The organism is Sporosarcina jeotgali (assembly GCF_033304595.1).
Lineage (GTDB): Bacteria > Bacillota > Bacilli > Bacillales_A > Planococcaceae > Sporosarcina > Sporosarcina jeotgali.
Genome location: NZ_CP116341.1, coordinates 1,140,481 through 1,163,082 on the forward strand (window position 1 = coordinate 1,140,481; position 22,602 = coordinate 1,163,082).

Here is a 22,602-nt window from a genome sequence, read left to right on the forward strand (position 1 = left end):
TGTATTCCTGCGGTTTTTTCATTACAATGGATGAGGAATCTAGTTAAAATAAGAGATTGTGAAAGGGTGTAATTACCGATGACTAACACTACTGATCAACTGGCGATTAATACGATCCGGACGTTATCGATCGACGCTATCGAAAAAGCAAATTCTGGCCACCCTGGCCTTCCTATGGGTGCTGCGCCAATGGCGTATGTACTATGGACCCAGCACATGCATCATAATCCGTCAAACCCATCTTGGTTTAACCGGGATCGCTTTGTTTTGTCGGCAGGTCATGGCTCAATGCTTCTATACAGCATGCTCCATTTAAGCGGATATGATTTGCCAATGGACGAACTGAAGAATTTCCGTCAGTGGGGATCTAAAACACCGGGTCACCCTGAATATGGCCATACAGCTGGAGTCGAAGCGACCACAGGACCGTTAGGACAAGGTATTGGAATGGCTGTTGGAATGGCTATGGCTGAAAAGCATCTTGCTGCTACTTACAATAAGCCAGGTTTTGATGTTGTGGATCATTACACTTATGCGCTGTGTGGTGACGGAGACTTAATGGAAGGTGTGGCGGCTGAGGCGATTTCACTCGCTGGACATCTTGAATTGGATAAGCTGATTGTTCTCTACGATAGTAACGACATCTCCCTAGATGGGGAATTAGATATGTCTTTCACAGAAAAAATTCAAAATCGATTTGAATCATATGGATGGAATTACATTCATGTTGGTGACGGCAATGACACAGCGCGCTTGTCTCAAGCAATTGAACAAGCGAAACAAAATACGGGCGGTCCGACAATAATTGAAGTGAAAACTGTTATTGGATATGGCTCACCTAACAAATCAGGTAAATCAGATGCTCATGGAGCACCGCTTGGTGAAGATGAGATGAAACTTACAAAAGAAGCTTACAAGTGGACTTTTGAAGAGGACTTCCACGTCCCTGAAGAAGTTTATGACCACTTTAAAACGTCTATACAAAAACTTGGCGCAGACAGTGAATCCGAGTGGGACAAATTATTCGCTGCCTACGAAAAAGAAAATGGGGAGCTTGCTGCCCAATTGAAAAATGCAATTGATGGAACTGATAAAGCTGCAGTTGAAGCGCAGTTGCCTGTTTATGAAGCAGGTAAGTCTGTTGCGACACGTTCAGCTTCTGGAGATGCAATAAATGCGATCGCGAAAGCTCTTCCATCATTCTTTGGCGGCAGTGCAGACTTGGCCGGATCCAATAAAACTGCCATCAAAGGAGCAGGAGATTTTCTTCCTGGCAGCTTTGATGGCCGCAATATCTGGTTTGGTGTGCGTGAATTCGCAATGGGTGCTGCTTTGAACGGAATGACCCTGCACGGTGGACTGAATGTATTTGGAGGAACGTTCTTTGTCTTTAGTGACTATGTACGTCCTGCTGTTCGGTTGTCTGCTTTAATGGGAATTCCTGTGACTTATGTATTCACACACGACAGTATTGCTGTTGGAGAAGATGGTCCTACACACGAGCCGGTTGAGCATTTAGCTTCACTTCGTGCAATGCCAGGACTATCTGTTATCCGTCCTGCTGACGCTAATGAAACTTCAGCTGCGTGGAATCTAGCAGTAACTTCAACAAACCAACCAACCGTTCTAGTATTGTCCCGTCAAAACTTGCCGGTACTGGAAAAGTCAGCTGAACTTGCATCTGCTGGTGTCAGCAAAGGTGCCTATACGGTATCTCCGTCCAACGCAGATCAACCAGAAGCAATTTTGATTGCGACAGGTTCTGAAGTTAGTTTGGCTGTTGATGCGCAAACTGAACTAAAAGAAAAAGGAATCGACGTAGCAGTCGTCTCTATGCCTTCATGGGATCGATTTGAAGAGCAAGACGCTGCGTACAAAGAACAAGTGTTGCCTAAAGCCGTAACAACGCGTCTTTCTCTTGAGATGGGATCATCACTCGGCTGGCATAAATATGTCGGCAATGACGGTGACGTCCTCGCGATCGATACATTTGGTGCAAGTGCGCCAGGAGAAACGGTCATGAAAGAATACGGTTTCAGTGTGGAAAATGTTGTATCAAAAGTATCCACTATGTTAGGCAAATAAAATAATAATAAATAAAGCAGAGACGAGAATTAAATTCGTCTCTGCTTTTATTTATGACAGAAAGATTTATACAAAATGTGACGGTACTGATAATCTAATTAAAAATCAAATTATTTTGACATTTCGACATAATTAGTGACGTTCCATTCCGCCAAGTGACAGCCTTTGCGAAATGTCTCCTGTACGATAATGTAAAGGAGTGGTCATACATGCGAACATATGGAATTTATAAAATCAAAGAAATGTACCAGACATTTGTCCTTGGACGTGAGCGGCTGCTATATGATTTACTGAAAGCAGATGGTCGTGAAAATCATTTACAGGAAGTCCGATATTTATGCGATCAATTGGAAATTAAAGATGTTGAACAAGCTATTATGAGCGAACTCGGAAAGAACTTTCATACAGTAGAAGCTGGAGATATGAAATATACATTGACCCATCCTTTGAAGGGAACAATTGATATTGGATTTTCTTCGCATGCCTTGCATGCGGCCTGTCATGGTTCTAGAATGCTGGATTTGGATTTGTTCGTAGCTCTTTCCAGTGTGGAAGACCGGTATTTCGCAATTATGGATGAAGCAGGCGAGTGGGGCTGGCTGAAACCAGTCAGGTATACATCATCAGCGTTAGAACCACAATATGTATTCGTTTGATTGTTACCTCGAAGTAGAAAATTAAAGAGAACGCAGATTCCGCGCATAGTAAAACATGAATCTGACAACTGAGACGTTGCGTACTGGGGTTCGGATGCTGTATAATCCTTCTTGGTGGAAACACTTGGACTATTGCAGTAGGGGAGGTAGTACGTATGACTGTTTGGTGGATCGTTGGAATAATTGTTGCTCTCGCAGCAGGAGTTGCCCTTGGTTTCTTCTTAGCTCGTCAATATATGATGAAGTATTTGAAAGATAACCCGCCGATTAATGAAGATATGCTTCGAATGATGATGATGCAGATGGGGCAGAAACCTTCTCAAAAGAAAATCAATCAAATGATGGCTCAAATGTCTAAAGCATCTGAAAAAGATGCTAAGAAAAAGAAGGAAAAGCGTTGATATAATACGTATTTACAGCACTATGAATGATAAAAATAACAACACCCGTTCAATGCTTTGACATCGAACGGGATTTTTTAATTCAAAAAACCATATTTCCGCAAGAAACGCCGGACTGTCGCTTCGTATTCTTCCGGATTTTCATTGAAGGATCGAGCGTGTGCGCCTTTAGGAAACAGTTTAATAGACTTGGCACCATTTTTATGGTCAAACAATTCTTCCGTCATGCTCGGAAGGATGAAATCATCTTCCAAACTATGAATGAACAGCATCGGCTGTGCAACTTGAGCAATGACTTGTTTTGGTGAAACCAAAGAAGTTGTGTACCCATCGCGTATTTTCAAAAAGATGTTAGCAATCCGAATGACCTTAGGTGTGCGAAGCGGTGTCGTCGTTTTTAGTATATGAAAAACCTGTGCTGTGAAATCTGAAAAAGGGCAGTCTGCTATATAAAAATCCGCTTCTTCAGGATAGGTCCCCGCTGTCAAAATCATCGTTGCTGCTCCCATGGATTCGCCGTGTATTCCGAGCAGGGCCCGCTTGCCTATACGCTCACGGACGGCTTGAATGATTGCGCGTAAGTCCATTTTTTCATAGAAACCAAAACTGGTTGTTTTCCCGCCGGACTCTCCATGACGGCGATGATCGTACACAATCGAGTTAAATCCGAGACGTTCGAACATACGGGCAAACTTCATGGAATTTATCTTATTTTCCGTAACGCCGTGGCAAATAATCACAGTTCTTGTTGTATCGAGCGGTCTCAAATAAATTGCATGTAACAAATAGCCGTTAGGGGACTGAATGCGCAAGGTTGTTTTTGGAACGGTTTCATACCATTGCGCATCGAATCGCCGGGCGATGGATTCTCGTTTTAAAACAACCTCTGCATCTTTTATTTTAAGAAACATTAATCGATTGGTAGCAAGGATGCCGAAAGTTGTTACCAGAGCAGTCGCAATGAAAGTGACACCACCTGTAATTGCAAGCAGACGCTTTCTCAATAAATTCAGCTCCTTAGATCCTTCCGTTTTCAAATAAACGGTACATGCCGCTTTCGATAGGTCTTGACACATGAGGTGCAATTTTTCCGACAGCTTCGCAAACGTTTTTAACATCAATTCCCGTTGAAATTTTTAACGAATCAAGCATGTTGACTACATCCTCGGTTGCAACGTTTCCTGTTGCACCATCCGCGAATGGACAGCCGCCAAGGCCGCCGGCTGCCGTATCAAAACGATCAATACCTGCCTGTAAAGATGCAAAAATATTAGCAAGCGCCATTTTTCTAGTGTCATGGAAATGAGCAGTTAATAGTACTGAAGGGAATGATTGGCGAAGTCGAGTGAAAAGTTCATAGCTCTCGACAGGATTGGCCATACCAATGGTATCTGCCACACTAAGCTCATCGACACCTAATGCAACAAACTTCCTGCAAAGTTCAATACAATCCTCCACTTCAATTTTCCCTTCGTATGGACAATAAAACGCAGTAGAGATACAAGCCCGTACAAAAACCTGTTCTTCTTTCAGCTTGAGAATAACCGGAGCAAGTGCTTCTACGCTCTCATCCGTCGTGCGGTTAATATTTTTTTGATTAAATGTATTACTGACACCCACAAACACTGCAATATTTTTGGCGCCTGCTTCTTGGGCAAGTTCAACACCTTTTGCATTCGGTGCGAGGACAATCGAGCGCTCTGCTAAATCTGCTTTCTTCATTATACTTTTCGCATCACTCATTTGCGGTACCCACTTAGGGGATACAAAGGATGTGAGTTCCATTTCAGTTACACCTGAGTTTTTCAGTAAGTGGATAAATTCTAGTTTTACATCTGTTTCCACTAGGTTCTTTTCATTTTGCAGACCATCACGGGGTCCGACCTCGATAATTGTCACTTTTTTTGGTAAACTAAACATACAATCCCCTCCTACAGCTTATTCTAACGGACTGTAGCAGATGCAGGCAATGCATATGTGGGAATGTTCTGTATTTCAATTAGGGAAAAGTCTCATAAAGACAAATAGGGGGAGTTACAATGTCAGAACAAATCGTTATAGCGAGTGCTGTCAGAACACCAATCGGTTCATTTTTAGGCGCGTTAAAAAATGTAAGTGCGACCGAATTAGGTGCTTTGGTTATTAAAGAGGCAGTAAACCGTGCAGGCATTACAGCAGCAGATGTGGATGAAGTCATTATGGGGAATGTACTTCAAGCCGGTCTAGGGCAAAATCCGGCCCGGCAAGCGTCAATGAAAGCAGGACTTCCAGAACAGGTGCCGGCGATGACAATCAATAAAGTTTGCGGCTCAGGATTGAAAGCGGTTCAGCTTGCTCGCCAAGCAATTTTATCAGGAGATGCCGAAGTAATCGTAGCGGGCGGTATGGAAAGTATGAGTCAGGCACCCTATGTGCTGAATAATGCACGAGAAGGATTTAAAATGGGTGATCAAAAAATGGTGGATACTATGATTTCTGATGGTCTTTGGTGCGCATTCAACAATTATCATATGGGCGTCACTGCTGAAAATCTGTGTGACCGATATGGCTTATCCCGTGCAGAACAAGACGAATTCGCTGCGAATTCTCAGAAAAAAGCTGCAGAAGCGCGTGCTGCAGGGAAATTTGAAGATGAAATCGTGCCCGTTGAGATACCCGTACGTAAAGGTGATCCTATCCAATTCAAGGAAGATGAATACATTAAAGAAGGTACGACTGCAGATAAACTTGCAAAATTACGTCCTGCCTTTAAAAAGGATGGCAGTGTAACTGCGGGGAACGCTTCCGGACTGAACGATGGCGCTGCTGCTTTAGTTATCATGTCGAAAACGAAAGCGGATGCTCTTGGCATAACACCTCTCGCAACAATTACTGCGAATGCAAATGCAGGGGTAGATCCTGCAGTTATGGGGATCGGCCCTGTACAAGCTGTTACAAATGTGCTGAAACGTTCGAACCTTGCGTTGCAAGATATGGATTTGATTGAAGCGAATGAAGCGTTCGCCGCACAATCACTTGCTGTCGATCGAGAGCTGGAATTTGATACTGAAAAACTGAACGTTAATGGCGGTGCTATTGCGCTCGGTCACCCAATCGGTGCAAGTGGTGCCCGTATACTTGTAACATTACTGCATGAAATGAAACGTCGAGATGCAAAACGCGGACTGGCTACGTTATGTATAGGCGGCGGTCAAGGTGTAGCGATAGTTGTCGAGCGTCCTTAAGCAGAAAAGAGGAGAATCACTCATGGCAAAAAAAAGAAACCAACAACGTTCAGAGAACAAACCAAAAGAAGACGGAGCACTCCGGCTCGCAGATTCATTAGGGGAAGATGTTCTATCCAAGCTGAAAGAAGCGAAGCTGGAACTTTCTCAAGCCGAAGCTAAAGCTGAGGAGGCGCGTCAGGAGCAACTCATCAAAGAGAAAAAAGAGCGGGAAGCAAATAAAAGTTTTGCTGAATTGCTTGACGAATACGATGGGAAAACCCGTAAATATTAACAAACAAAACCGCATGTGTTTCTCACGTGCGGTTTTATCCGTAAAGAAAGGAATGATGTAATGATTATCCGTGATGTCATGATTAGAAGGCTGGAAATGACGATGAAGAATTCGTTTTCAACCAGCTTCGGAACGATGCAAACCCGCCAATTTCTTGTGATTGAAGTGATTGATGAAAAGGGAAATCATGGCTTTGGAGAAGGTGTAGCATTTTCGATTCCTTGGTATACAGAAGAGACCACAGTGACATCACTGCATATGATCCAAGACTTTTTAGTGCCAATGCTTAAAGGGAAAACGCTTCATCATCCTGACGAAGTTAATATAATCTTTAAATCCATTCGGAAAAATAATATGGCTAAAGCTGCAGTTGAGTGCGCAGTATGGGATTGCTGGGCAAAACGTCAAGGCATTACGTTAACAGAAGCAATAGGCGGAAAGAAAGAAAAAATCGATGTAGGAATCAGCATCGGACTTCAAGCAGACTTCGAAACGCTTGCTGAACGGATTAATCAGAGTTTGGCATCGGGCTTTAAACGAATAAAAGTGAAGATCAAACCAGGACAAGATATTAAATTACTCTCACAAATCCGTGAACGATTTCCTGACATTCCACTCATGGCAGATGCCAATTCTGCCTACACGCTGGACGACTTGGATTTATTAAAACAACTTGATCAATTTAACTTAACGATGATTGAACAGCCGCTTTCGTCAGACGATATCATTGACCATGCAACATTGCAACGGCAAATTCAAACACCTATTTGTTTAGATGAAAGCATCCTTTCTGCTGAAGATGCACGCAAAGCCATCCAGCTCGGCAGCTGCCGTGTCATCAATGTCAAAATCGGCCGCGTAGGGGGAATGACAGAAGCTAAGAAAATACATGATGTATGCCAGCAGTCCGGAATTCCAGTCTGGTGTGGCGGAATGTTGGAATCCGGTATCGGCCGAGCACATAACATCGCGCTTACTGCGTTACCGAATTTCACATTCCCTGGAGATACAGCTGGATCTGCTTCTTATTGGGAACGTGACATCATAACACCTGAAGTCGTTGTAAATGACGGTACAATCAGCGTTCCTAAATTGGATGGCATGGGCTTTGAAGTGGACGTAAGTGAGCTTGAGCGGCATACGACTCAGCGAATAGAAATTCATCTTTAGTAGAAAAACACATATTTTCTCTGTTTTTGTCCATACTGTCTGTAAACAGATATGGAGGAGAGACAAATGAAGAAATTTTGGATGGTATTCGCTGCTTGCTTGCTGATGTTATCGCTTGCTGCATGTGGTAAAAAAGATAAAGAGGCAGACAATCAGACGAACGATACTGGTGTTGTGGAGAATGAAGCGGATACAACGACAGACATGGATGGAACGAATGATGAAAATGAAGAGGGAACCGCTGACGAAAATGCGACAAACGATCAAAAAGTCGAAAATGCTGATGAAATTGCAGACGCTGTTTCAAGTCTGGAAGAAGTTGATCATGCAAGAGTCCTTAAGATGAACAACAGTGCTTATGTTGGCGCAACTCTGAAAGAAGGAACCACTTCTTCAAAAGAATTAGATGACAAAATTGCAGATAAAGCCAAAGAAGCAGGCGCTGACACTGATAAAGTATATGTATCTTCAAATCCTGACTCTGCAAAACAAATTGATGAGTACAGTGATAAAATTCGAGATGGGGAACCTGTTGAAGGGTTCTTCGAAGAAGTTGGAGATGCCATGAAGCGAATATTCCCGGACGCTCATTAAAATATGAAAAAAACCCGGCACATATCGTGTCGGGTTTGCTTTGTGTTAACCTATTTTTACGAATGAGGGAGTAAGTTCTGTTACCCATTGAAGGGCATCTTCTTCATCACCTAATTGAATTTTAGTTAACGTATCATATAATTTTTTAGAAAGTGCACCCGTTTTTCCTTCGTTGACTGTCATGATTTTACCATTCCAGTTCAATTCACCAACGGGTGAGATGACCGCTGCTGTTCCAGTACCGAATACTTCTTCCAATTTCCCGGATGCATGGGCTGCGGCTAATTCCTCCATTGAAATTTTTCTTTCTGTTACTGGAGTACCCCAATGTGCCAGAAGTTCGATAATGGATTTACGTGTAATTCCTTCAAGGATACTTCCGTTAACTGCCGGAGTGATGACTTCACCATCAATTTTAAAGAAGATATTCATACTGCCCACTTCTTCAACGTACTTTCGCTCGACTCCATCGAGCCACATCACTTGTGAATAGCCCTGGGCAGTGGCAGTCTCTTGTGCTTTTAATGCTGAAGCGTAGTTCCCAGCAGTTTTCGCACCGCCAGTTCCACCTTTTACGGCACGGACAAATTCATTTTCTACTAGAATTTTAACGGGATGGATTCCCTCTTCATAGTAAGATCCGACAGGCGACAGGATAATGTAAAATTGGTAAGTGGTAGCAGGTGCTACTCCTAAGAATGCTTCTGTCGCAATAACGAATGGACGGATGTAAAGTGAATTTCCTTCCAACTTGGGAACCCATTCTTCTTCTACTTTCAATAACTCAAGCAGTCCTTCAATCGCTTTTTCTTCGTCCACTTGAGGCATACATAGTCTGTCTAATGAACGATTCAGCCGTTTGAAATTCTCTTCTGGACGGAATAGCCGAATTGAATCATCTTTTGCACGATACGCTTTCAACCCTTCGAATACGGTCTGACCATAGTGGAATACGATAGCCGCGGGGTCGAGTGATATCGGTGCATACGGGACGATACGATGATTTTGCCATCCAGTTCCTTTTACATAATCTGCGATGAACATATGGTCTGTGAAGTGTCTGCCGAAAACGAGATTCTCTTCGCTCGGTTTTTGTTTACGGGAATCGGTAAGGTTGAATTCAATCTTAGGTGTCGTCATGGCTTATTTCCCCTTTACAATTTAAAGTCAGTTGCATTTGATATATCGAATACTGCAATTATACGCCATTATCGATGAAATGAAAGAATAGTTTGCATATTACTTTTGTTACAATTTTGAAAACGATTTCAGCGCCATTGGTTTGAGGAATATCGGTGCCCGTTGTACACTGTTAGGATGGAAAGGCGGGAATTAAATTGGAAAAAGTTATTATAATCGGATCAGGGATTTTAGGTTCATCTGCAGCATATGAATTAGCAAAAAGAGGAGCTGCTGTTACTGTTATTGATCGAAATGATCCTGGCAGTGCAACTAAAGCTGCTGCAGGTATTATATGCCCTTGGCTGTCGCAGCGCAGAAACCAGGATTGGTACAAACTTGTCCGAAATGGTGCCAGGCATTATAAAACACTAATTCCTGAACTTGAATCGCTTAGTGAGTCTGAAACAGGGTATCGGCAAGTGGGTGCGATCAGCTTGTTTGCAGATGAAGCTAAACTTGAAAAAGCCTTTGAGCGTGCATTCTTACGCAAAGAACAAGCTCCAGAAATAGGTGACATCGTTAAGCTGACGGAAGCGGAAACTAAGCAGTATTATCCTCCGATTGCTGGAGGATTTCAATCGATATACATATCCGGGGCTGCACGGGTCGATGGACGTCAACTTCAACAAGCGCTAATTCGTTCTGCGAAACATTACGGCGCACTATTTTTGGAAGGAAGTGCAGCACTTCACAAGGATACCAATGGCGCAATTCAAGTTCTATGCAACGAGCAGCTCTATGAAGCGGACAAAATTATATTGACAACGGGTGCATGGCCGCCTGAATTTGGTTCACTCAATATTCGTCTAAACGTTCGCGGCCAGAAAGCACAAATTGTGCATATGAATCCGTTCGATGAAAACAGTTCGAATTGGCCAGTCGTAATTCCGCCAGGCGATCAATATCTCCTGTCCCTCGATGACGGGAGGGTGATTGCAGGTGCAACTCATCAGGATGAGGATGTATTTCAGCCGGCAGTCACGATAGGCGGTGTTCAAGAAGTTTTATCAAAAGCCTTGAACGTAGCACCAGGTTTAGAAAACGCTGAATTGATAGAGGTCCGGACCGGAGTACGGCCGTTCACTCCAGGTTTTTTGCCAATCATTGGTCAATTGCCTGAACACCCGTCAATTTTAATTGCAAACGGTTTAGGGGCATCTGGACTTACGGCGGGGCCTTATTTAGGGAAATTATTAGCACAGCTGGCCATAGAAGAGCAGGCAGACCTTGATCTATCCCCGTATGCAGCAGAACAGGCCATTGAACACCTTTAAAAGAATCCGCTTACATTTTTCCGGTTTTAGAATAGGTCTTGTTTTCTCGCTTAGGCATGCTATACTAAAATCAAAATCGAATACATTCACTCATATAATAGCGGAGATATGGTCCGCAAGTTTCTACCGGTTTGCCGTAAACAAACTGACTATGAGGGCAACGGACTTGAGAGAATCTGAAGAAGGACCCAGATTTTCGCTTGTTTCCATCTGGTGAATTTTAAGCCGTGATGACCATTGCTCCACTCATAGTTATGACTGGATGCGCGGGTCATACGGCTTTTTTGTATGTCCGCCAGATCATTGAGGAGGAAATGCGATGCAACTGTTAAAAGATAAGATCATGAAAGAAGGAAACGTATTACCAGGAGATGTCTTGAAAGTCGATTCCTTTTTGAATCACCAAATTGATGCAGAACTGATGCAGGCAGTTGGAAATGAGTTTGCTGAGAAGTTTGCAGATGCAGGAATCACAAAAATCTTAACATTGGAATCTTCAGGAATTGCACCTTCAGTTATGGCGGCTCTTCAATTGAAAGTGCCGGTAGTATTTGCACGCAAGCGCAAGTCATTAACGCAAAACAGCAATCTTTACAGCGCATCTGTTTACTCATATACGAAGCAAGAATCAAACGAAATCTCGGTATCTGAAGCACACCTTTGTTCAGAAGATACGTTGTTAATAATTGATGATTTTCTTGCGAATGGACAAGCAGTTTTAGGTTTGCTCGAAATCGCAGAACAAGCTGGTGCAAAAACGGCTGGCATTGGAATTGTGATTGAAAAAGGTTTCCAGCCAGGTGGAGCTATGCTGAGAGAAAAAGGTTTGCGTGTTGAATCGCTGGCAATTATCGAATCACTTGAAAACTTGCAAATCACTTTCAAGGAGGCTGTCGAACAATGAAAACGACGCTTCTGGGAATCCAACATCTGTTAGCCATGTATGCAGGTGCAGTCTTGGTCCCCCTCATAGTGGGCGGGGCTATCGGACTTTCACCTAAACAGCTTACGTATCTCGTATCTGTTGATATTCTGATGTGTGGTGTCGCAACGCTGCTGCAAATTATGACAAATCGTTATTTCGGTATTGGACTTCCTGTTGTGCTCGGTTGTACGTTCACAGCTGTAGGACCTATGATTGCTATCGGAAATTCGTTTGGTCTATCTGCCATCTATGGTTCTGTAATTGCGTCTGGTGTAATTATCGTTCTCATCAGCGGAGTTTTTGGGAAACTAGTTAAGTTTTTCCCGCCTGTTGTTACAGGTTCTGTTGTAACTATTATTGGGATTACGCTTATCCCGGTTGCTATTAACAACATGGGCGGCGGGCAGGGAGCTGCCGATTTCGGCTCAATGACGAATATCGTATTGTCTTTCGGAACGCTTGCATTTATCGTACTCGTCTATCGCTTTTCAACAGGTTTTTTACGGGCGATTGCAATTTTAATCGGATTGGTGGGAGGAACAATTGCTGCAATGTTCATGGGTGTAGTTGACTTCTCAGCTGTGGGTGAAGCATCCATGTTTCACGTAGCGCAACCGTTTTTCATCGCAACGCCTACATTCCATTGGCAGCCCATTTTAACAATGACAATTGTTGCGATGGTTTCTCTCGTCGAGTCAACTGGAGTCTATTTTGCACTCGGGGATATTTGTGAAAAAGACATTAAATCGAAGGATCTTGAAAAAGGGTATCGCTCAGAAGGTCTGGCATCTGTGCTCGGAGGAATTTTCAATGCATTTCCGTATACAACTTTTTCTCAAAACGTCGGTCTAATTCAAATGTCTGGCGTGAAATCCAGGAAAGTTCTAGTAATTACTGCTGGTATGCTGATCGGCCTTGGTTTCATGCCGAAAGTCGCTGCGCTAGCTACGGTTATTCCAAATGCTGTTCTGGGCGGAGCGATGGTCGCGATGTTCGGAATGGTTGTATCACAAGGGATCAAAATGCTTAGCACAGTCGTTGTTAAATCACAGGACAATGCGATGATTGTTGCGTGTTCAGTCGGTATCGGCCTAGGAGTATCAGTTGTACCAGAACTGTTTGCAAAACTCCCTGAAGGTGTTCAACTGCTGACAAGTAACGGGATTGTCGCAGGCAGTATAACTGCAATTACGCTGAATATTATTTTCAATATGCTGCCAAAACGAAAGCGCAAAGAAGCAGTTGTATTAACTGAACAAGAAGCATGAAAAAGAGTGGGAGCTAATTTCTAGCCACCCACTCTTTTTAATTTATTGTCAAATCAAATTCGATGCTGGTCGTATTTGTGCAACTCAAGAAGTCTGGTCACCGCATCTAGTGTTGCACTACTAACTGGCGCGTCATAAGCGTGGATAGAATCCATCAGCTGGTCACGTGTACGTGCTCCTACCAGTGCAGTCGCAACGGTATCATGCTGAAGACAGAATTGAATCGCAGCTGCATGAAGATTTGACGCAGTAGCTGTCAAATTATGTACGACCTCCCTGAGCTCAGGCTGCTCATAGTGAACAAATGAGTCAGTTTGGCCAACCCGCTGCTTAGCTTCAGCAGTTAGCAGACCTTTTGCTAAAGTTCCCCGTACAATGACAGAAGCACTGTGTTTTTTAATCATTGGAAACCATTCTTCAGGGCGTCTGTCGAGCATGTTGTACTGCATCATAATAGAAACTGCTTTGTTATCATTCAGAAACTGTTGAATCACATTTGGCCGGATAGATGAAATTCCGTATTGGCGAATTACACCTTCGTCTTTTAACCGTTCAAACGCCTCCGTCACTTCCTCAAAATTATCATCCATCGTTCCGCCATGAAGCTGATACAAATCAATATAATCAGTGCCCAGTCTTCTTAAACTCGCCTTCACACCTTCGATGATATGTCCTTTCGAGGCATCCCAGTGCCATGTCTTTCCATCGGGGTTCATCTTATTGCCGACCTTTGTGGCTAAGATGATTTCCTCTCTTCGATTGCGGATTGCATGTCCGACAACTTCTTCATTCTTACCGCCCTCGTACAAATCTGCAGTATCAAAGAACGTAATGCCTGCATCTAGTGCGGTTGATACGATATTGTCTGCCTCATCACGATTAGTTGGCAGCGACATGCACCCTAGTCCCAATTCAGATACATAAAGTCCGCTATTGCCGAGTTCTCTTTTCTTCATGCAAACACCTCCATTATCCCTCATGGTATACTGGACCAAACCAGAAGGAAAGTGGGGAACCTTATGAAAAAATTTGAAGAGCGAACAATAGCCAGTGAGACCTTGTACAATGGAAAAATTATTGAACTGCGTGTCGATGATGTTGAATTGCCGGACGGCAAGCGTGCAAAGCGAGAACTCATCAAACACCCGGGGGCAGTTGCGATTATTGCCATTACGGATCAAAACGAATTGGTTCTTGTGGAACAATTCAGGAAAGCTCTTGAACGATCTATCATAGAAATTCCTGCAGGAAAGATAGAACCAGGGGAAGACCCTGAGAAAACAGCAATCCGAGAGCTTGAAGAAGAAACAGGTTATCGTGCGAACGAATTTACATATGTCCAATCTTTTGCAACTTCACCTGGCTTTGCAGATGAAATTATTCATCTTTATCTAGCGAGGTCTTTAGAAAAAGTGGAAAACCCTGCAGCTGGCGATGAAGACGAATTCATCAATCTTCAGGAATGTACGATTGAAGAGACAGAGGAAATGATGAAAGATGGACGGATTTTTGATGCGAAAACAGCTTTTGCTGTTCTGTTTTTAAAAGAACTATTAAAAAAATGAACTAATTATAACCGGACAAGCATAGAGTAGTACAAACTATTCGGAGGTGCTTGTCTATGGTTCGTTCGTTATCGTTTTTGCAGTTGTTTGTGATACTCGCAGTAGGTTACATAGGCGGCGTGTTACTCTATCGAGGTATTCCTGATGCGGATTTCTCTTTTATCGTTCAGATATACGATAGCCGTGCGGCGCAAATCAGCTCAGCATCTATGCTTATCCAACTGGCAACAGTACTCTCTTTTTACGCAGCAGCTTTTGTTTTGTCAATATCCAGGAGAACTAGATGGTCTGTTATGCTTGTAGGTGCGCTAAAAGCTGTACTGTTCGGGCTTGCCTCTGCGCATATTCTTGCTGGCGGTGTGAATATGCTTGCTTACACAGGATGGTGGTTTCCATTCAAATTTTTAGGGACATTTCTTGTGCTGCTATTTTGTTGGACACTTTCACCTCCTTTTTTCACTAAGAGATCGCCTAAAAGAACGCAAAATTTAAAGGTTCCTTTAATGATAGCCGGAGTTGGTCTGCTGCTATTCTTCGCTGACAAGGCTGTTTACAATCTCTTAGGAGGTTAAAAGCGCCATAGGGCGGTTTCCTTTCTATTGTCATAACGAATGACGATTTGCTATAATAGAATCATTCTTGAGGGGGGCGTCCTATGGAAAGCCGAATTGAACGCATAAAAAAACAATTGCATGGGGCCAGCTATAAATTGACGCCTCAACGGGAAGCCACAGTCATGGTGCTTCTGGAAAACGAGGCAGACCATTTAAGTGCAGAAGACGTATTTCTGCTCGTTAAAGAAAAAGCCCCAGAAATTGGTCTAGCTACTGTTTACAGAACACTAGAATTGTTAACTGAATTGAAAGTCGTAAACAAAATTAATTTTGGAGATGGCGTAGCTCGATACGATTTGCGAAAAGAAGGAGCTGCAAGGTTCCACCATCATCTAATATGTATTGAATGCGGAGCAGTCGATGAAATTCAAGAAGATCTTCTCGGTGAGGTAGAAAAAGTCGTTGAAAAACGATTTGGATTTACAGTCAAGGATCATTGGCTCACCTTCCATGGGATTTGCAAACGTTGTAAATCTGAGGGAGACACAAAGGGAAAGTGAGAGAGGGCGGCAGCATGCTGTCCTCTTTTAGCGTTTATGTAAGTAAAGGAGGGAAGGGATCCTTGTTTGCAGCATAATGTTGTTGAACTGGAGGTCCATATCATATGACAGATTTGCAATTCGCTCTGCAAGATTACTTGCACTTCTTAAAAGTTGAGCGGCAGCTGGCAGAAAATACAATCTCTTCTTACAAACGGGACTTAACCGCTTATATAAGCTGGCTTTCTAACAACCTAGCGTCTGCAGATAAGATTGACCAGCAATTAATTACGAATTATTTGCATCTATTGAAAGAACAAGGGAAATCATCCAGAACCATCTCAAGACATATCTCTTCAATCCGTTCTTTTCATCAGTTTATGCTGAGGGACAAGGTAACAGATACGGATCCTACGGTACACTTGGAGCTGCCTAAATTGGAGAAGAAATTACCGCGCGTTCTCTCCGTATCTAATATTGATAAGATCATTAAGGCAGTTGGTACTTCGACACCGCAAAGCATACGGGACACTGCGATCCTTGAACTGTTATATGGGACAGGAATGAGGGTAAGTGAACTAATAGGCATGGATGCCGATGATATCAATTTAACAATGGGATTTGTTCGCGTTTTCGGTAAAGGAAGTAAAGAACGGATTATTCCTTTAGGGAGCACCGCAGTGAAAGCGTGTACAAGCTACCTAAAAGACGTTCGGCCTGAGTTCGTTTCTTCTGGCGCAAGTAAAGAGGCACTTTTCTTGAATGCAAGAGGGGGGCGGTTAACACGACAAAGTATTTGGGGCCTTTTGCAAGACGTTTCTAAAAATGCTGGTTTAACACAAAAGTTGACACCGCACATGCTGCGTCACTCTTTTGCAACGCACCTCGTGGAAAACGGAGCTGACCTCAGAGCTGTACAAGAAATGCTTGGGCATGCGGATATTTCAACGACTCAAATCTATACACACGTCAGTCGAACGCGATTAAAAGATGTGTATAGTCAGTTTCATCCAAGAGCATAATTATATTATTATAGGAGGTAATTCAAATGAATAAACAGCCATTTAAAAGAATTCACTTAATCGTTCTTGATTCTGTAGGGATCGGTGAAGCACCGGACGCCCACTTGTTTGGGGATGAAGGCGCTGATACACTCGGTCATATCGGAGAACATATGGAAAATGGTTTACATATGCCGAACCTAGCTCGCTTGGGCTTGTCTAATATTAAGAAAATCCAAGGTATTCCTGAAGAGCAGGCTCCGATTGGGCTATACGGTAAAATGCAGGAAGCGTCAGTGGGAAAAGATACGATGACAGGTCATTGGGAAATGATGGGGCTGAATATTGATAAGCCATTTAAAGTGTATCCAAATGGCTTTCCTTCTGAACTGATAGAAGAGCTGGAAAAGCGGACAGGCCGTAAAGTGATTTGTAACCAGCCAGCAAGCGGTACTGCTGTTATCGAAGAATACGGAAAAGAGCATATGGAAACCGGAGCACTCATTGTTTACACATCTGCCGATCCTGTCCTTCAAATTGCAGCGCATGAAGGCATCATCCCAATTGAAGAGCAATATCGTATTTGTGAAATTGCTCGTGAAATTACATTGCAGCCTGAATTTTTAGTTGGGCGGGTCATTGCACGTCCCTTTATCGGTGAACCAGGCAGCTTTACTCGTACGACAAATCGACATGATTATGCACTTAAACCGTTTTCCCCAACTGTCATGAATGCTTTGCAGGATATTGGACGGGATGTAGTAGCTGTAGGGAAGATCTCTGATATCTTTAACAATGAAGGTGTCACAAAAGCAGTTCGTACGAAGAGCAATATGGATGGAGTCGATAAATTGCTTATAGAAATGGACACTGATTTCGAGGGGTTAAGTTTTACGAACCTTGTAGACTTCGATGCACTTTTCGGGCATCGTCGTGATCCCGAAGGCTATGGACTTGCTTTACAAGAATTCGATGCCCGTATGCCTGAAATAATGTCCCGTTTGAAATCGGATGATTTATTGATCATCACTGCGGATCATGGGAACGATCCAATTCATGAAGGAACGGATCACACTCGAGAGTTTGTTCCATTGCTTATATTCTCTCCGCGTTTTACAAGTGGCGGTTCACTCCCGCTTCGCAAGACTTTTGCTGATATCGGAGCAACGATTGCCGAGAACTTTGAAGCGAAAGCACCTGAATTCGGAGAAAGTTTTTTACAATCATTAAACGAAAAGGCACGGTGATCAGAATGAGAATGGTTGATGTGATTCAGAAAAAAAGAGATGGCGAGACGTTGTCAGAAGAAGAAATTCGTTTCTTCATAAATGGATACACAGATGGCACAATCAGTGATTATCAAGCAAGTGCTTTTCTAATGGCAATCTATTTCTCTGATATGAACGCAGAAGAACAAGGGTATTTAACGATGGCTATGGTGAATTCAGGCGACCAAATCGATTTGTCAGCAATTGAGGGGATTAAGGTCGATAAGCATTCTACAGGAGGCGTTGGTGATACAACGACGCTTATTCTTGCACCGCTTGTAGCTGCATGCGGGGTGCCCGTTGCCAAAATGAGCGGCAGAGGACTGGGACACACTGGAGGAACTCTTGATAAGTTAGAAGCAATCGAAGGTTTCCATATCGAAATCTCAGAGTCAGAGTTCGTGAAACAAGTAAATGATTTGAAATTAGCCGTTATTGGGCAAAGTGGTAATTTAACGCCTGCTGATAAAAAGCTCTACGCGCTTCGCGATGTTACAGCGACTGTGGATAGCATCCCGTTAATTGCCAGCTCCATTATGAGTAAAAAGATTGCAGCAGGTGCGGATGCAATTGTATTAGATGTGAAGACAGGTGACGGTGCCTTCATGAAAACAACAGAAGATGCCGAAGCGTTAGCTCAATCGATGGTGGCGATCGGCAAGGAAGTGGGCCGTAATACGATGGCTGTTATTTCGGATATGAGTCAGCCGCTTGGCTATGCGATCGGGAATGCCCTTGAAGTGAAAGAAGCAATCGATACACTGAACGGTAATGGACCAGAAGACTTGACTGAATTGTGTCTTGTCCTTGGGAGCGAGATGTTAATTGCCGGAGAAAAAGCGAAAGATACAAAAGATGCTCGAAAACAGCTGAACGCAGTCATTAAAGATGGTTCTGCTTTAGAGTTATTCGCTAAGTTCCTTGAAGCGCAAGGCGGGAATCCTGAAATTGTAAAAAATCCGGAACTCTTGCCGAAAGCCGCTTATCAAATTGAAGTGAAATCGACAACAACTGGATTCATAACAAAGATGGAAGCTGATGAAATCGGCGTTGCAGCGATGCTGCTGGGAGCAGGAAGGGCGACTAAAGAGGATGATATCGACTTGGCTGTCGGCATTGTCCTGAAGAAAAAGATTGGAGATGCTGTGAAGTCAGGAGAGACGATTGCAGTTGTCCACTCGAATACAGAAAATATATTACAAACTGAGAGATTGCTACTGAAACATATTCATATTTCACAACACGCTCCGAAAAGACCCAAGCTGATTTATAAAGTTATGAAATAAGATTGCCTATACATCAGTAACGCACCCATCACAATAATTGTGATGGGTGCTTTTTTGGTATTAAAAAAGAATAGCTGTCTAAAGATTGTTCTAATCGGACATACTGTGAGCAAGTTCTAATGTCGGTTCATGTAACGTTAACACTAGTTTTGTCATGAAGAAGGGTTCAGCTTTCCTGCCGTTGAATAGTTGGCGAGAAGGAGGGATTAACGATGACAGATATAGCAATTACAAAAAATGGCATCATAGTTGTGACGTTACGCGGAGAATTAGGAAATCATGAAGCCAATCGCATTCGAACACAAATTTCATCGGAGATCTTTAGTGGAAAAGTGCACGGGGTTATTTGGGATTTGACGTATCTTGGATTTATGGATAGTTCAGGGATTGGATTGATCTTAGGGCGAATGAGAGATCTCGCACCTGTAAATGGGAAGACACTCATACTTAATCCCTCAGCCACGATGGAGAAGATTTTTCAATTCTCAGGTCTTGGCGAAGTGGTGAGGCATTGCAATGCAGAAAAAGCTATAGGTGAAATCGGAGGGGTTTTACATGAACAATGAGATGACATTGTCATTTGTCGCAATCGAGGAGAACGAAGCGTTGGCTAGAATGACGATGACGTGTTTCATAACACCTTTAGATCCGACGATTGAAGAGTTATCCGAATTTAAAACGATAGTTTCTGAAGCTGTGACTAATGCAATTATTCATGGTTATGACTGTGATGGAAAAAGAGAAGTGACCATTCATGCAAAAATTGAAGATAGTAAAGTGACAATGACAGTTACGGATGAAGGAAATGGCATTTTCGACGTAGATCAGGCGATGGAACCGATGTTTACAACAAAACCCTTGTTAGAAAGATCAGGGATGGGCTTTACAATCATGGAAAGTTTTGCAGATAAGTTGTCAGTAGAATCCGCTATTGGACAAGGGACTGTTGTGCGGTTTGAAAAAACATTTTCTCCGGTCGCGGAAAAAAGCAGAATGAGGTGACCTATGGAAATGTCTGTTGAAAAAAATGGAGCACTTCTATCCCAAGAGGAAATGCGCATGCTGATTCAACAGTCCCAAGCAGGCGATAAGGAATCCCGCAGACGCATGGTGGAAGGGAATACACGCCTCGTCTGGTCAATTGTTCAGCGGTTCGCTTCGCGTGGTGCAGACTTGGAGGATCTGTTTCAAATCGGCTGTATCGGCCTCATGAAATCGATTGATAAGTTCGATCTATCCTATGAAGTAAAGTTTTCTACGTATGCGGTCCCGATGATTGTAGGAGAAATTCAACGTTTTCTGCGAGACGATGGAATGGTGAAAGTGAGTCGTTCCATTCGTGAACTCAGTTTCAAAATCAGGCATGCCACAGACAGTTATGTGAAAGAGCATGGTACCTCACCTTCAATATCCGAACTTGCGGAGACGCTGGAAGTTACTATTGATGAAATTATTTTGGCATCTGATGCTTTGAGAGATCCAGCATCCCTGCACGAGCAGTTATACGATAGTGATGGAGACAGCCTGACTTTAATGGATCAACTTAAAGATGATCGTTCAACGCGTTTGTTTGACCATATTCCGTTACGGGATGTAGTTTCAAAACTAAATAAGCGAGATCAGACAATTATTTACATGCGATACTATTTAGATTGTACACAAAGTGATATTGCAGAAAGAATTGGAATTTCCCAAGTACAAGTATCACGGTTGGAAAAGAAAATATTAGCCCAGCTGAAAACATGGATGGGTGCAACTGTAGAAGAAACGTTGGACAAAGCGAGGGCTGATCGGTAAATGAACTCATTATTTACATCTAAGACGGAAGCAGAAGCGTGGTTTGTAGATAAGTTTGGCACTGGGGAAACGTTTGATGCTGTTACAAGGGAAATTCATTTATGGGAAATGCCGATTCTTCTTCTGTACATCAACGGTCTTGTCGATGGGCAGACGATTACAACGTTATTAACTGAAATGCAAAATGCAGACAGAGGGGACGAAGCTTCTCACCATTCAGGTGAGAAGTTGCTCTCCTACTTCCCCTATCATGCAGTAGAACAACCAAAAAGCAGGGATGAGTTTTTAACATCTATTTTGAGCGGTCTTGCGGGATTCGTAACCGAGGATGGTTTCACATTCCTTATAGATATTAGAAGTTACCCGGGCAGACAACCGGAAGAGCCTGATAATGAAAAAGTAATAAGAGGGTCACGGGACGGGTTTACTGAAAATATTCTTCAAAATACAACGTTGATTCGAAGAAGGCTGCGGACACCGGAACTTCGATTTGAAATGCATAAAGTTTCTGCAATCGGCAAAACCGATGTGGCTATTGCCTATATTAAAGGGGCAGCCAATGAAGAGATGCTGGGCGGAATTCGTAAAAGAATGGATGAAATTGAAACAGATGGCCTCACGATGACTGATAAGTCTCTAGAAGAGTTTCTTTTCAAGCAGAGATTTAACCCAATGCCATTTGTTCGATACACCGAACGACCGGACATTTGTGCTGCGAACCTATTAGAGGGTCGCATTGCCTTAATTGTCGACACCTCACCATCTGCTATCCTCGTGCCGACTACCATCTTCGATCATTTGCAGCATGCTGAAGAATACCGACAGACGCCATTTATAGGAACGTTCATACGAATGATACGAATGACAGGTGCCCTCTTTAGTCTTCTCTTGCTTCCATTTTGGTACTTGCTGGCAACAAAATCGCAATACATTCCTCAATTTATGCAATATATCGGACCGGATGACCCGGGAGCAGTACCTCTATTTGTTCAATTGTTATTAGCCGATTTAGGAATCGAAGTGTTGCGAATGGCCGCCATTCATACTCCAACCCCGATGACGACCGCCATGGGGTTAGTTGCAGCAATAGTAATTGGGCAAGTAGCAATTGATGTAGGTCTCTTTACGCCAGAAGTCGTGCTTTATGTTGCAGTTAGTGCGATTTTAACATTTGCTATTCCATCTTATGAATTGAGTATTACCACCAAGATATTTAGGATTGCTTTACTAATTGGGGCTGCAGTCGCCGGTGCGCCAGGTTTTTTCATTATGCTTGCTCTGTTGTTCTTTTACTTAAGTTCGATGAAGCCTCTGAATGTTCCCTATTTATGGCCGGCACTGCCATTTTTCCCAAAAGCAATGTTGCGTGTCATCCTGCGCCAGCCAATGACTCAAGATTCACCAAGACCGTTTATTGTGGACTCTCCAGATCGTGATCGAATGCCGTAAACAATTGCCTGACCTCAAGAGTTGTGATAAATTTGTCCATAGACAACTCCCTTTTCCAAAACAGCAGCAAGGGGAGATTTATCGCAATTA

General features: G+C 43.1%; 24 protein-coding genes and 1 riboswitch. Of the genes, 20 read left to right on the top strand and 4 right to left on the bottom strand.

Annotation, left to right across the window (positions count from 1 at the left end):
* Positions 1-78: 78 nt before the first annotated feature.
* From tkt to PGH26_RS05360, 3 genes are all read left to right on the top strand, one after another.
* Positions 79-2,085 carry a transketolase gene (tkt, locus tag PGH26_RS05350; RefSeq protein WP_323692977.1) on the top strand — a complete coding sequence of 669 codons (2,007 nt, stop codon included), beginning with the start codon at positions 79-81 and terminating at the stop codon, positions 2,083-2,085.
* 209 nt (positions 2,086-2,294) lie between these two features.
* Positions 2,295-2,741 carry a sporulation inhibitor of replication protein SirA gene (gene sirA, locus PGH26_RS05355; RefSeq protein WP_323692978.1) on the top strand — a complete coding sequence of 149 codons (447 nt, stop codon included), beginning with the start codon at positions 2,295-2,297 and terminating at the stop codon, positions 2,739-2,741.
* A gap of 155 nt (positions 2,742-2,896) precedes the next feature.
* Positions 2,897-3,142, top strand: a complete 246-nt coding sequence (locus tag PGH26_RS05360) for a YneF family protein (protein ID WP_191688167.1) — start codon at positions 2,897-2,899, stop codon at positions 3,140-3,142.
* A 77-nt stretch (positions 3,143-3,219) separates the two neighbouring features.
* Here the strand turns inward: PGH26_RS05360 and PGH26_RS05365 are convergent, their stop codons facing one another.
* Both PGH26_RS05365 and PGH26_RS05370 read right to left on the bottom strand, forming a co-directional pair.
* Positions 3,220-4,146, bottom strand: a complete 927-nt coding sequence (locus tag PGH26_RS05365; RefSeq protein WP_323692979.1) for an alpha/beta hydrolase — start codon at positions 4,144-4,146, stop codon at positions 3,220-3,222.
* Between the two features lie 13 nt (positions 4,147-4,159).
* Entirely contained in the window at positions 4,160-5,062 is a 903-nt protein-coding gene (locus tag PGH26_RS05370; RefSeq protein ID WP_323692980.1) for a hydroxymethylglutaryl-CoA lyase, read from the bottom strand.
* Between the two features lie 119 nt (positions 5,063-5,181).
* On the opposite strand from PGH26_RS05370, the gene PGH26_RS05375 reads away from it, so the two are divergent.
* From PGH26_RS05375 to PGH26_RS05390, 4 genes are all read left to right on the top strand, one after another.
* Complete coding sequence (locus tag PGH26_RS05375; RefSeq protein ID WP_323692981.1) at positions 5,182-6,366, top strand: acetyl-CoA C-acetyltransferase; 1,185 nt, start codon at positions 5,182-5,184, stop codon at positions 6,364-6,366.
* A 22-nt stretch (positions 6,367-6,388) separates the two neighbouring features.
* Positions 6,389-6,640: a YqkE family protein gene (locus tag PGH26_RS05380; protein ID WP_323692982.1), complete on the top strand. Its 252-nt coding sequence runs from the start codon at positions 6,389-6,391 to the stop codon at positions 6,638-6,640.
* A gap of 60 nt (positions 6,641-6,700) precedes the next feature.
* Positions 6,701-7,810 (top strand): o-succinylbenzoate synthase, encoded by a 1,110-nt coding sequence (menC, locus tag PGH26_RS05385; RefSeq protein WP_323692983.1) that lies wholly within the window; start codon positions 6,701-6,703, stop codon positions 7,808-7,810.
* Between the two features lie 66 nt (positions 7,811-7,876).
* Positions 7,877-8,404, top strand: coding sequence for a YhcN/YlaJ family sporulation lipoprotein (locus tag PGH26_RS05390; protein ID WP_323692984.1), 528 nt, complete (start codon positions 7,877-7,879; stop codon positions 8,402-8,404).
* A 45-nt stretch (positions 8,405-8,449) separates the two neighbouring features.
* Here PGH26_RS05390 and PGH26_RS05395 read toward each other — a convergent pair whose 3' ends face one another.
* The gene (locus PGH26_RS05395; protein ID WP_323692985.1) at positions 8,450-9,544 is read right to left on the bottom strand and encodes a branched-chain amino acid aminotransferase; all 1,095 of its coding nucleotides are present in this window, start codon (positions 9,542-9,544) and stop codon (positions 8,450-8,452) included.
* A gap of 197 nt (positions 9,545-9,741) precedes the next feature.
* On the opposite strand from PGH26_RS05395, the gene PGH26_RS05400 reads away from it, so the two are divergent.
* From PGH26_RS05400 to PGH26_RS05410, 3 genes are all read left to right on the top strand, one after another.
* Positions 9,742-10,860 (top strand): NAD(P)/FAD-dependent oxidoreductase, encoded by a 1,119-nt coding sequence (locus tag PGH26_RS05400; protein WP_323692986.1) that lies wholly within the window; start codon positions 9,742-9,744, stop codon positions 10,858-10,860.
* 70 nt (positions 10,861-10,930) lie between these two features.
* Positions 10,931-11,032, top strand: a riboswitch (purine riboswitch).
* A 147-nt stretch (positions 11,033-11,179) separates the two neighbouring features.
* Positions 11,180-11,764: a xanthine phosphoribosyltransferase gene (locus tag PGH26_RS05405; RefSeq protein ID WP_323692987.1), complete on the top strand. Its 585-nt coding sequence runs from the start codon at positions 11,180-11,182 to the stop codon at positions 11,762-11,764.
* Positions 11,761-13,053 (top strand): nucleobase:cation symporter-2 family protein, encoded by a 1,293-nt coding sequence (locus PGH26_RS05410; RefSeq protein ID WP_323692988.1) that lies wholly within the window; start codon positions 11,761-11,763, stop codon positions 13,051-13,053. The genes PGH26_RS05405 and PGH26_RS05410 overlap by 4 nt, the downstream gene beginning before the upstream one ends.
* Before the next feature lie 53 nt (positions 13,054-13,106).
* On the opposite strand, the gene PGH26_RS05415 is transcribed toward PGH26_RS05410, so the two are convergent.
* Complete coding sequence (locus tag PGH26_RS05415; RefSeq protein ID WP_323692989.1) at positions 13,107-14,009, bottom strand: aldo/keto reductase; 903 nt, start codon at positions 14,007-14,009, stop codon at positions 13,107-13,109.
* 63 nt (positions 14,010-14,072) lie between these two features.
* Between PGH26_RS05415 and PGH26_RS05420 the strand changes: the two genes are divergently transcribed.
* The 10 genes from PGH26_RS05420 to PGH26_RS05465 all read left to right on the top strand — a co-directional run bounded on the left by PGH26_RS05420 (position 14,073) and on the right by PGH26_RS05465 (position 22,512).
* The gene (locus tag PGH26_RS05420; RefSeq protein ID WP_323692990.1) at positions 14,073-14,618 is read left to right on the top strand and encodes an NUDIX hydrolase; all 546 of its coding nucleotides are present in this window, start codon (positions 14,073-14,075) and stop codon (positions 14,616-14,618) included.
* 56 nt (positions 14,619-14,674) lie between these two features.
* Positions 14,675-15,190, top strand: coding sequence for a hypothetical protein (locus tag PGH26_RS05425; protein ID WP_323692991.1), 516 nt, complete (start codon positions 14,675-14,677; stop codon positions 15,188-15,190).
* Between the two features lie 83 nt (positions 15,191-15,273).
* Positions 15,274-15,732, top strand: coding sequence for a ferric iron uptake transcriptional regulator (gene fur, locus PGH26_RS05430; protein WP_025784947.1), 459 nt, complete (start codon positions 15,274-15,276; stop codon positions 15,730-15,732).
* Positions 15,733-15,836: 104 nt separating this feature from the next.
* Positions 15,837-16,733: a site-specific tyrosine recombinase XerD gene (gene xerD, locus PGH26_RS05435; protein WP_323692992.1), complete on the top strand. Its 897-nt coding sequence runs from the start codon at positions 15,837-15,839 to the stop codon at positions 16,731-16,733.
* A gap of 26 nt (positions 16,734-16,759) precedes the next feature.
* The gene (deoB, locus tag PGH26_RS05440; RefSeq protein WP_323692993.1) at positions 16,760-17,959 is read left to right on the top strand and encodes a phosphopentomutase; all 1,200 of its coding nucleotides are present in this window, start codon (positions 16,760-16,762) and stop codon (positions 17,957-17,959) included.
* A gap of 5 nt (positions 17,960-17,964) precedes the next feature.
* Positions 17,965-19,266 carry a pyrimidine-nucleoside phosphorylase gene (locus PGH26_RS05445; RefSeq protein WP_323692994.1) on the top strand — a complete coding sequence of 434 codons (1,302 nt, stop codon included), beginning with the start codon at positions 17,965-17,967 and terminating at the stop codon, positions 19,264-19,266.
* 212 nt (positions 19,267-19,478) lie between these two features.
* Positions 19,479-19,832, top strand: a complete 354-nt coding sequence (locus PGH26_RS05450) for an anti-sigma factor antagonist (RefSeq protein ID WP_323692995.1) — start codon at positions 19,479-19,481, stop codon at positions 19,830-19,832.
* A complete protein-coding gene (gene spoIIAB, locus PGH26_RS05455) occupies positions 19,822-20,268 on the top strand; it encodes an anti-sigma F factor (protein ID WP_323692996.1) in 447 nt (148 codons plus the stop codon). Before PGH26_RS05450 ends, spoIIAB begins: the two co-directional genes overlap by 11 nt.
* A 3-nt stretch (positions 20,269-20,271) precedes the next feature.
* Entirely contained in the window at positions 20,272-21,063 is a 792-nt protein-coding gene (locus tag PGH26_RS05460) for a SigF/SigG family RNA polymerase sporulation sigma factor (protein WP_323692997.1), read from the top strand.
* Positions 21,064-22,512, top strand: coding sequence for a spore germination protein (locus PGH26_RS05465; RefSeq protein ID WP_323692998.1), 1,449 nt, complete (start codon positions 21,064-21,066; stop codon positions 22,510-22,512). It abuts the gene before it with no gap.
* Positions 22,513-22,602: the final 90 nt, after the last annotated feature.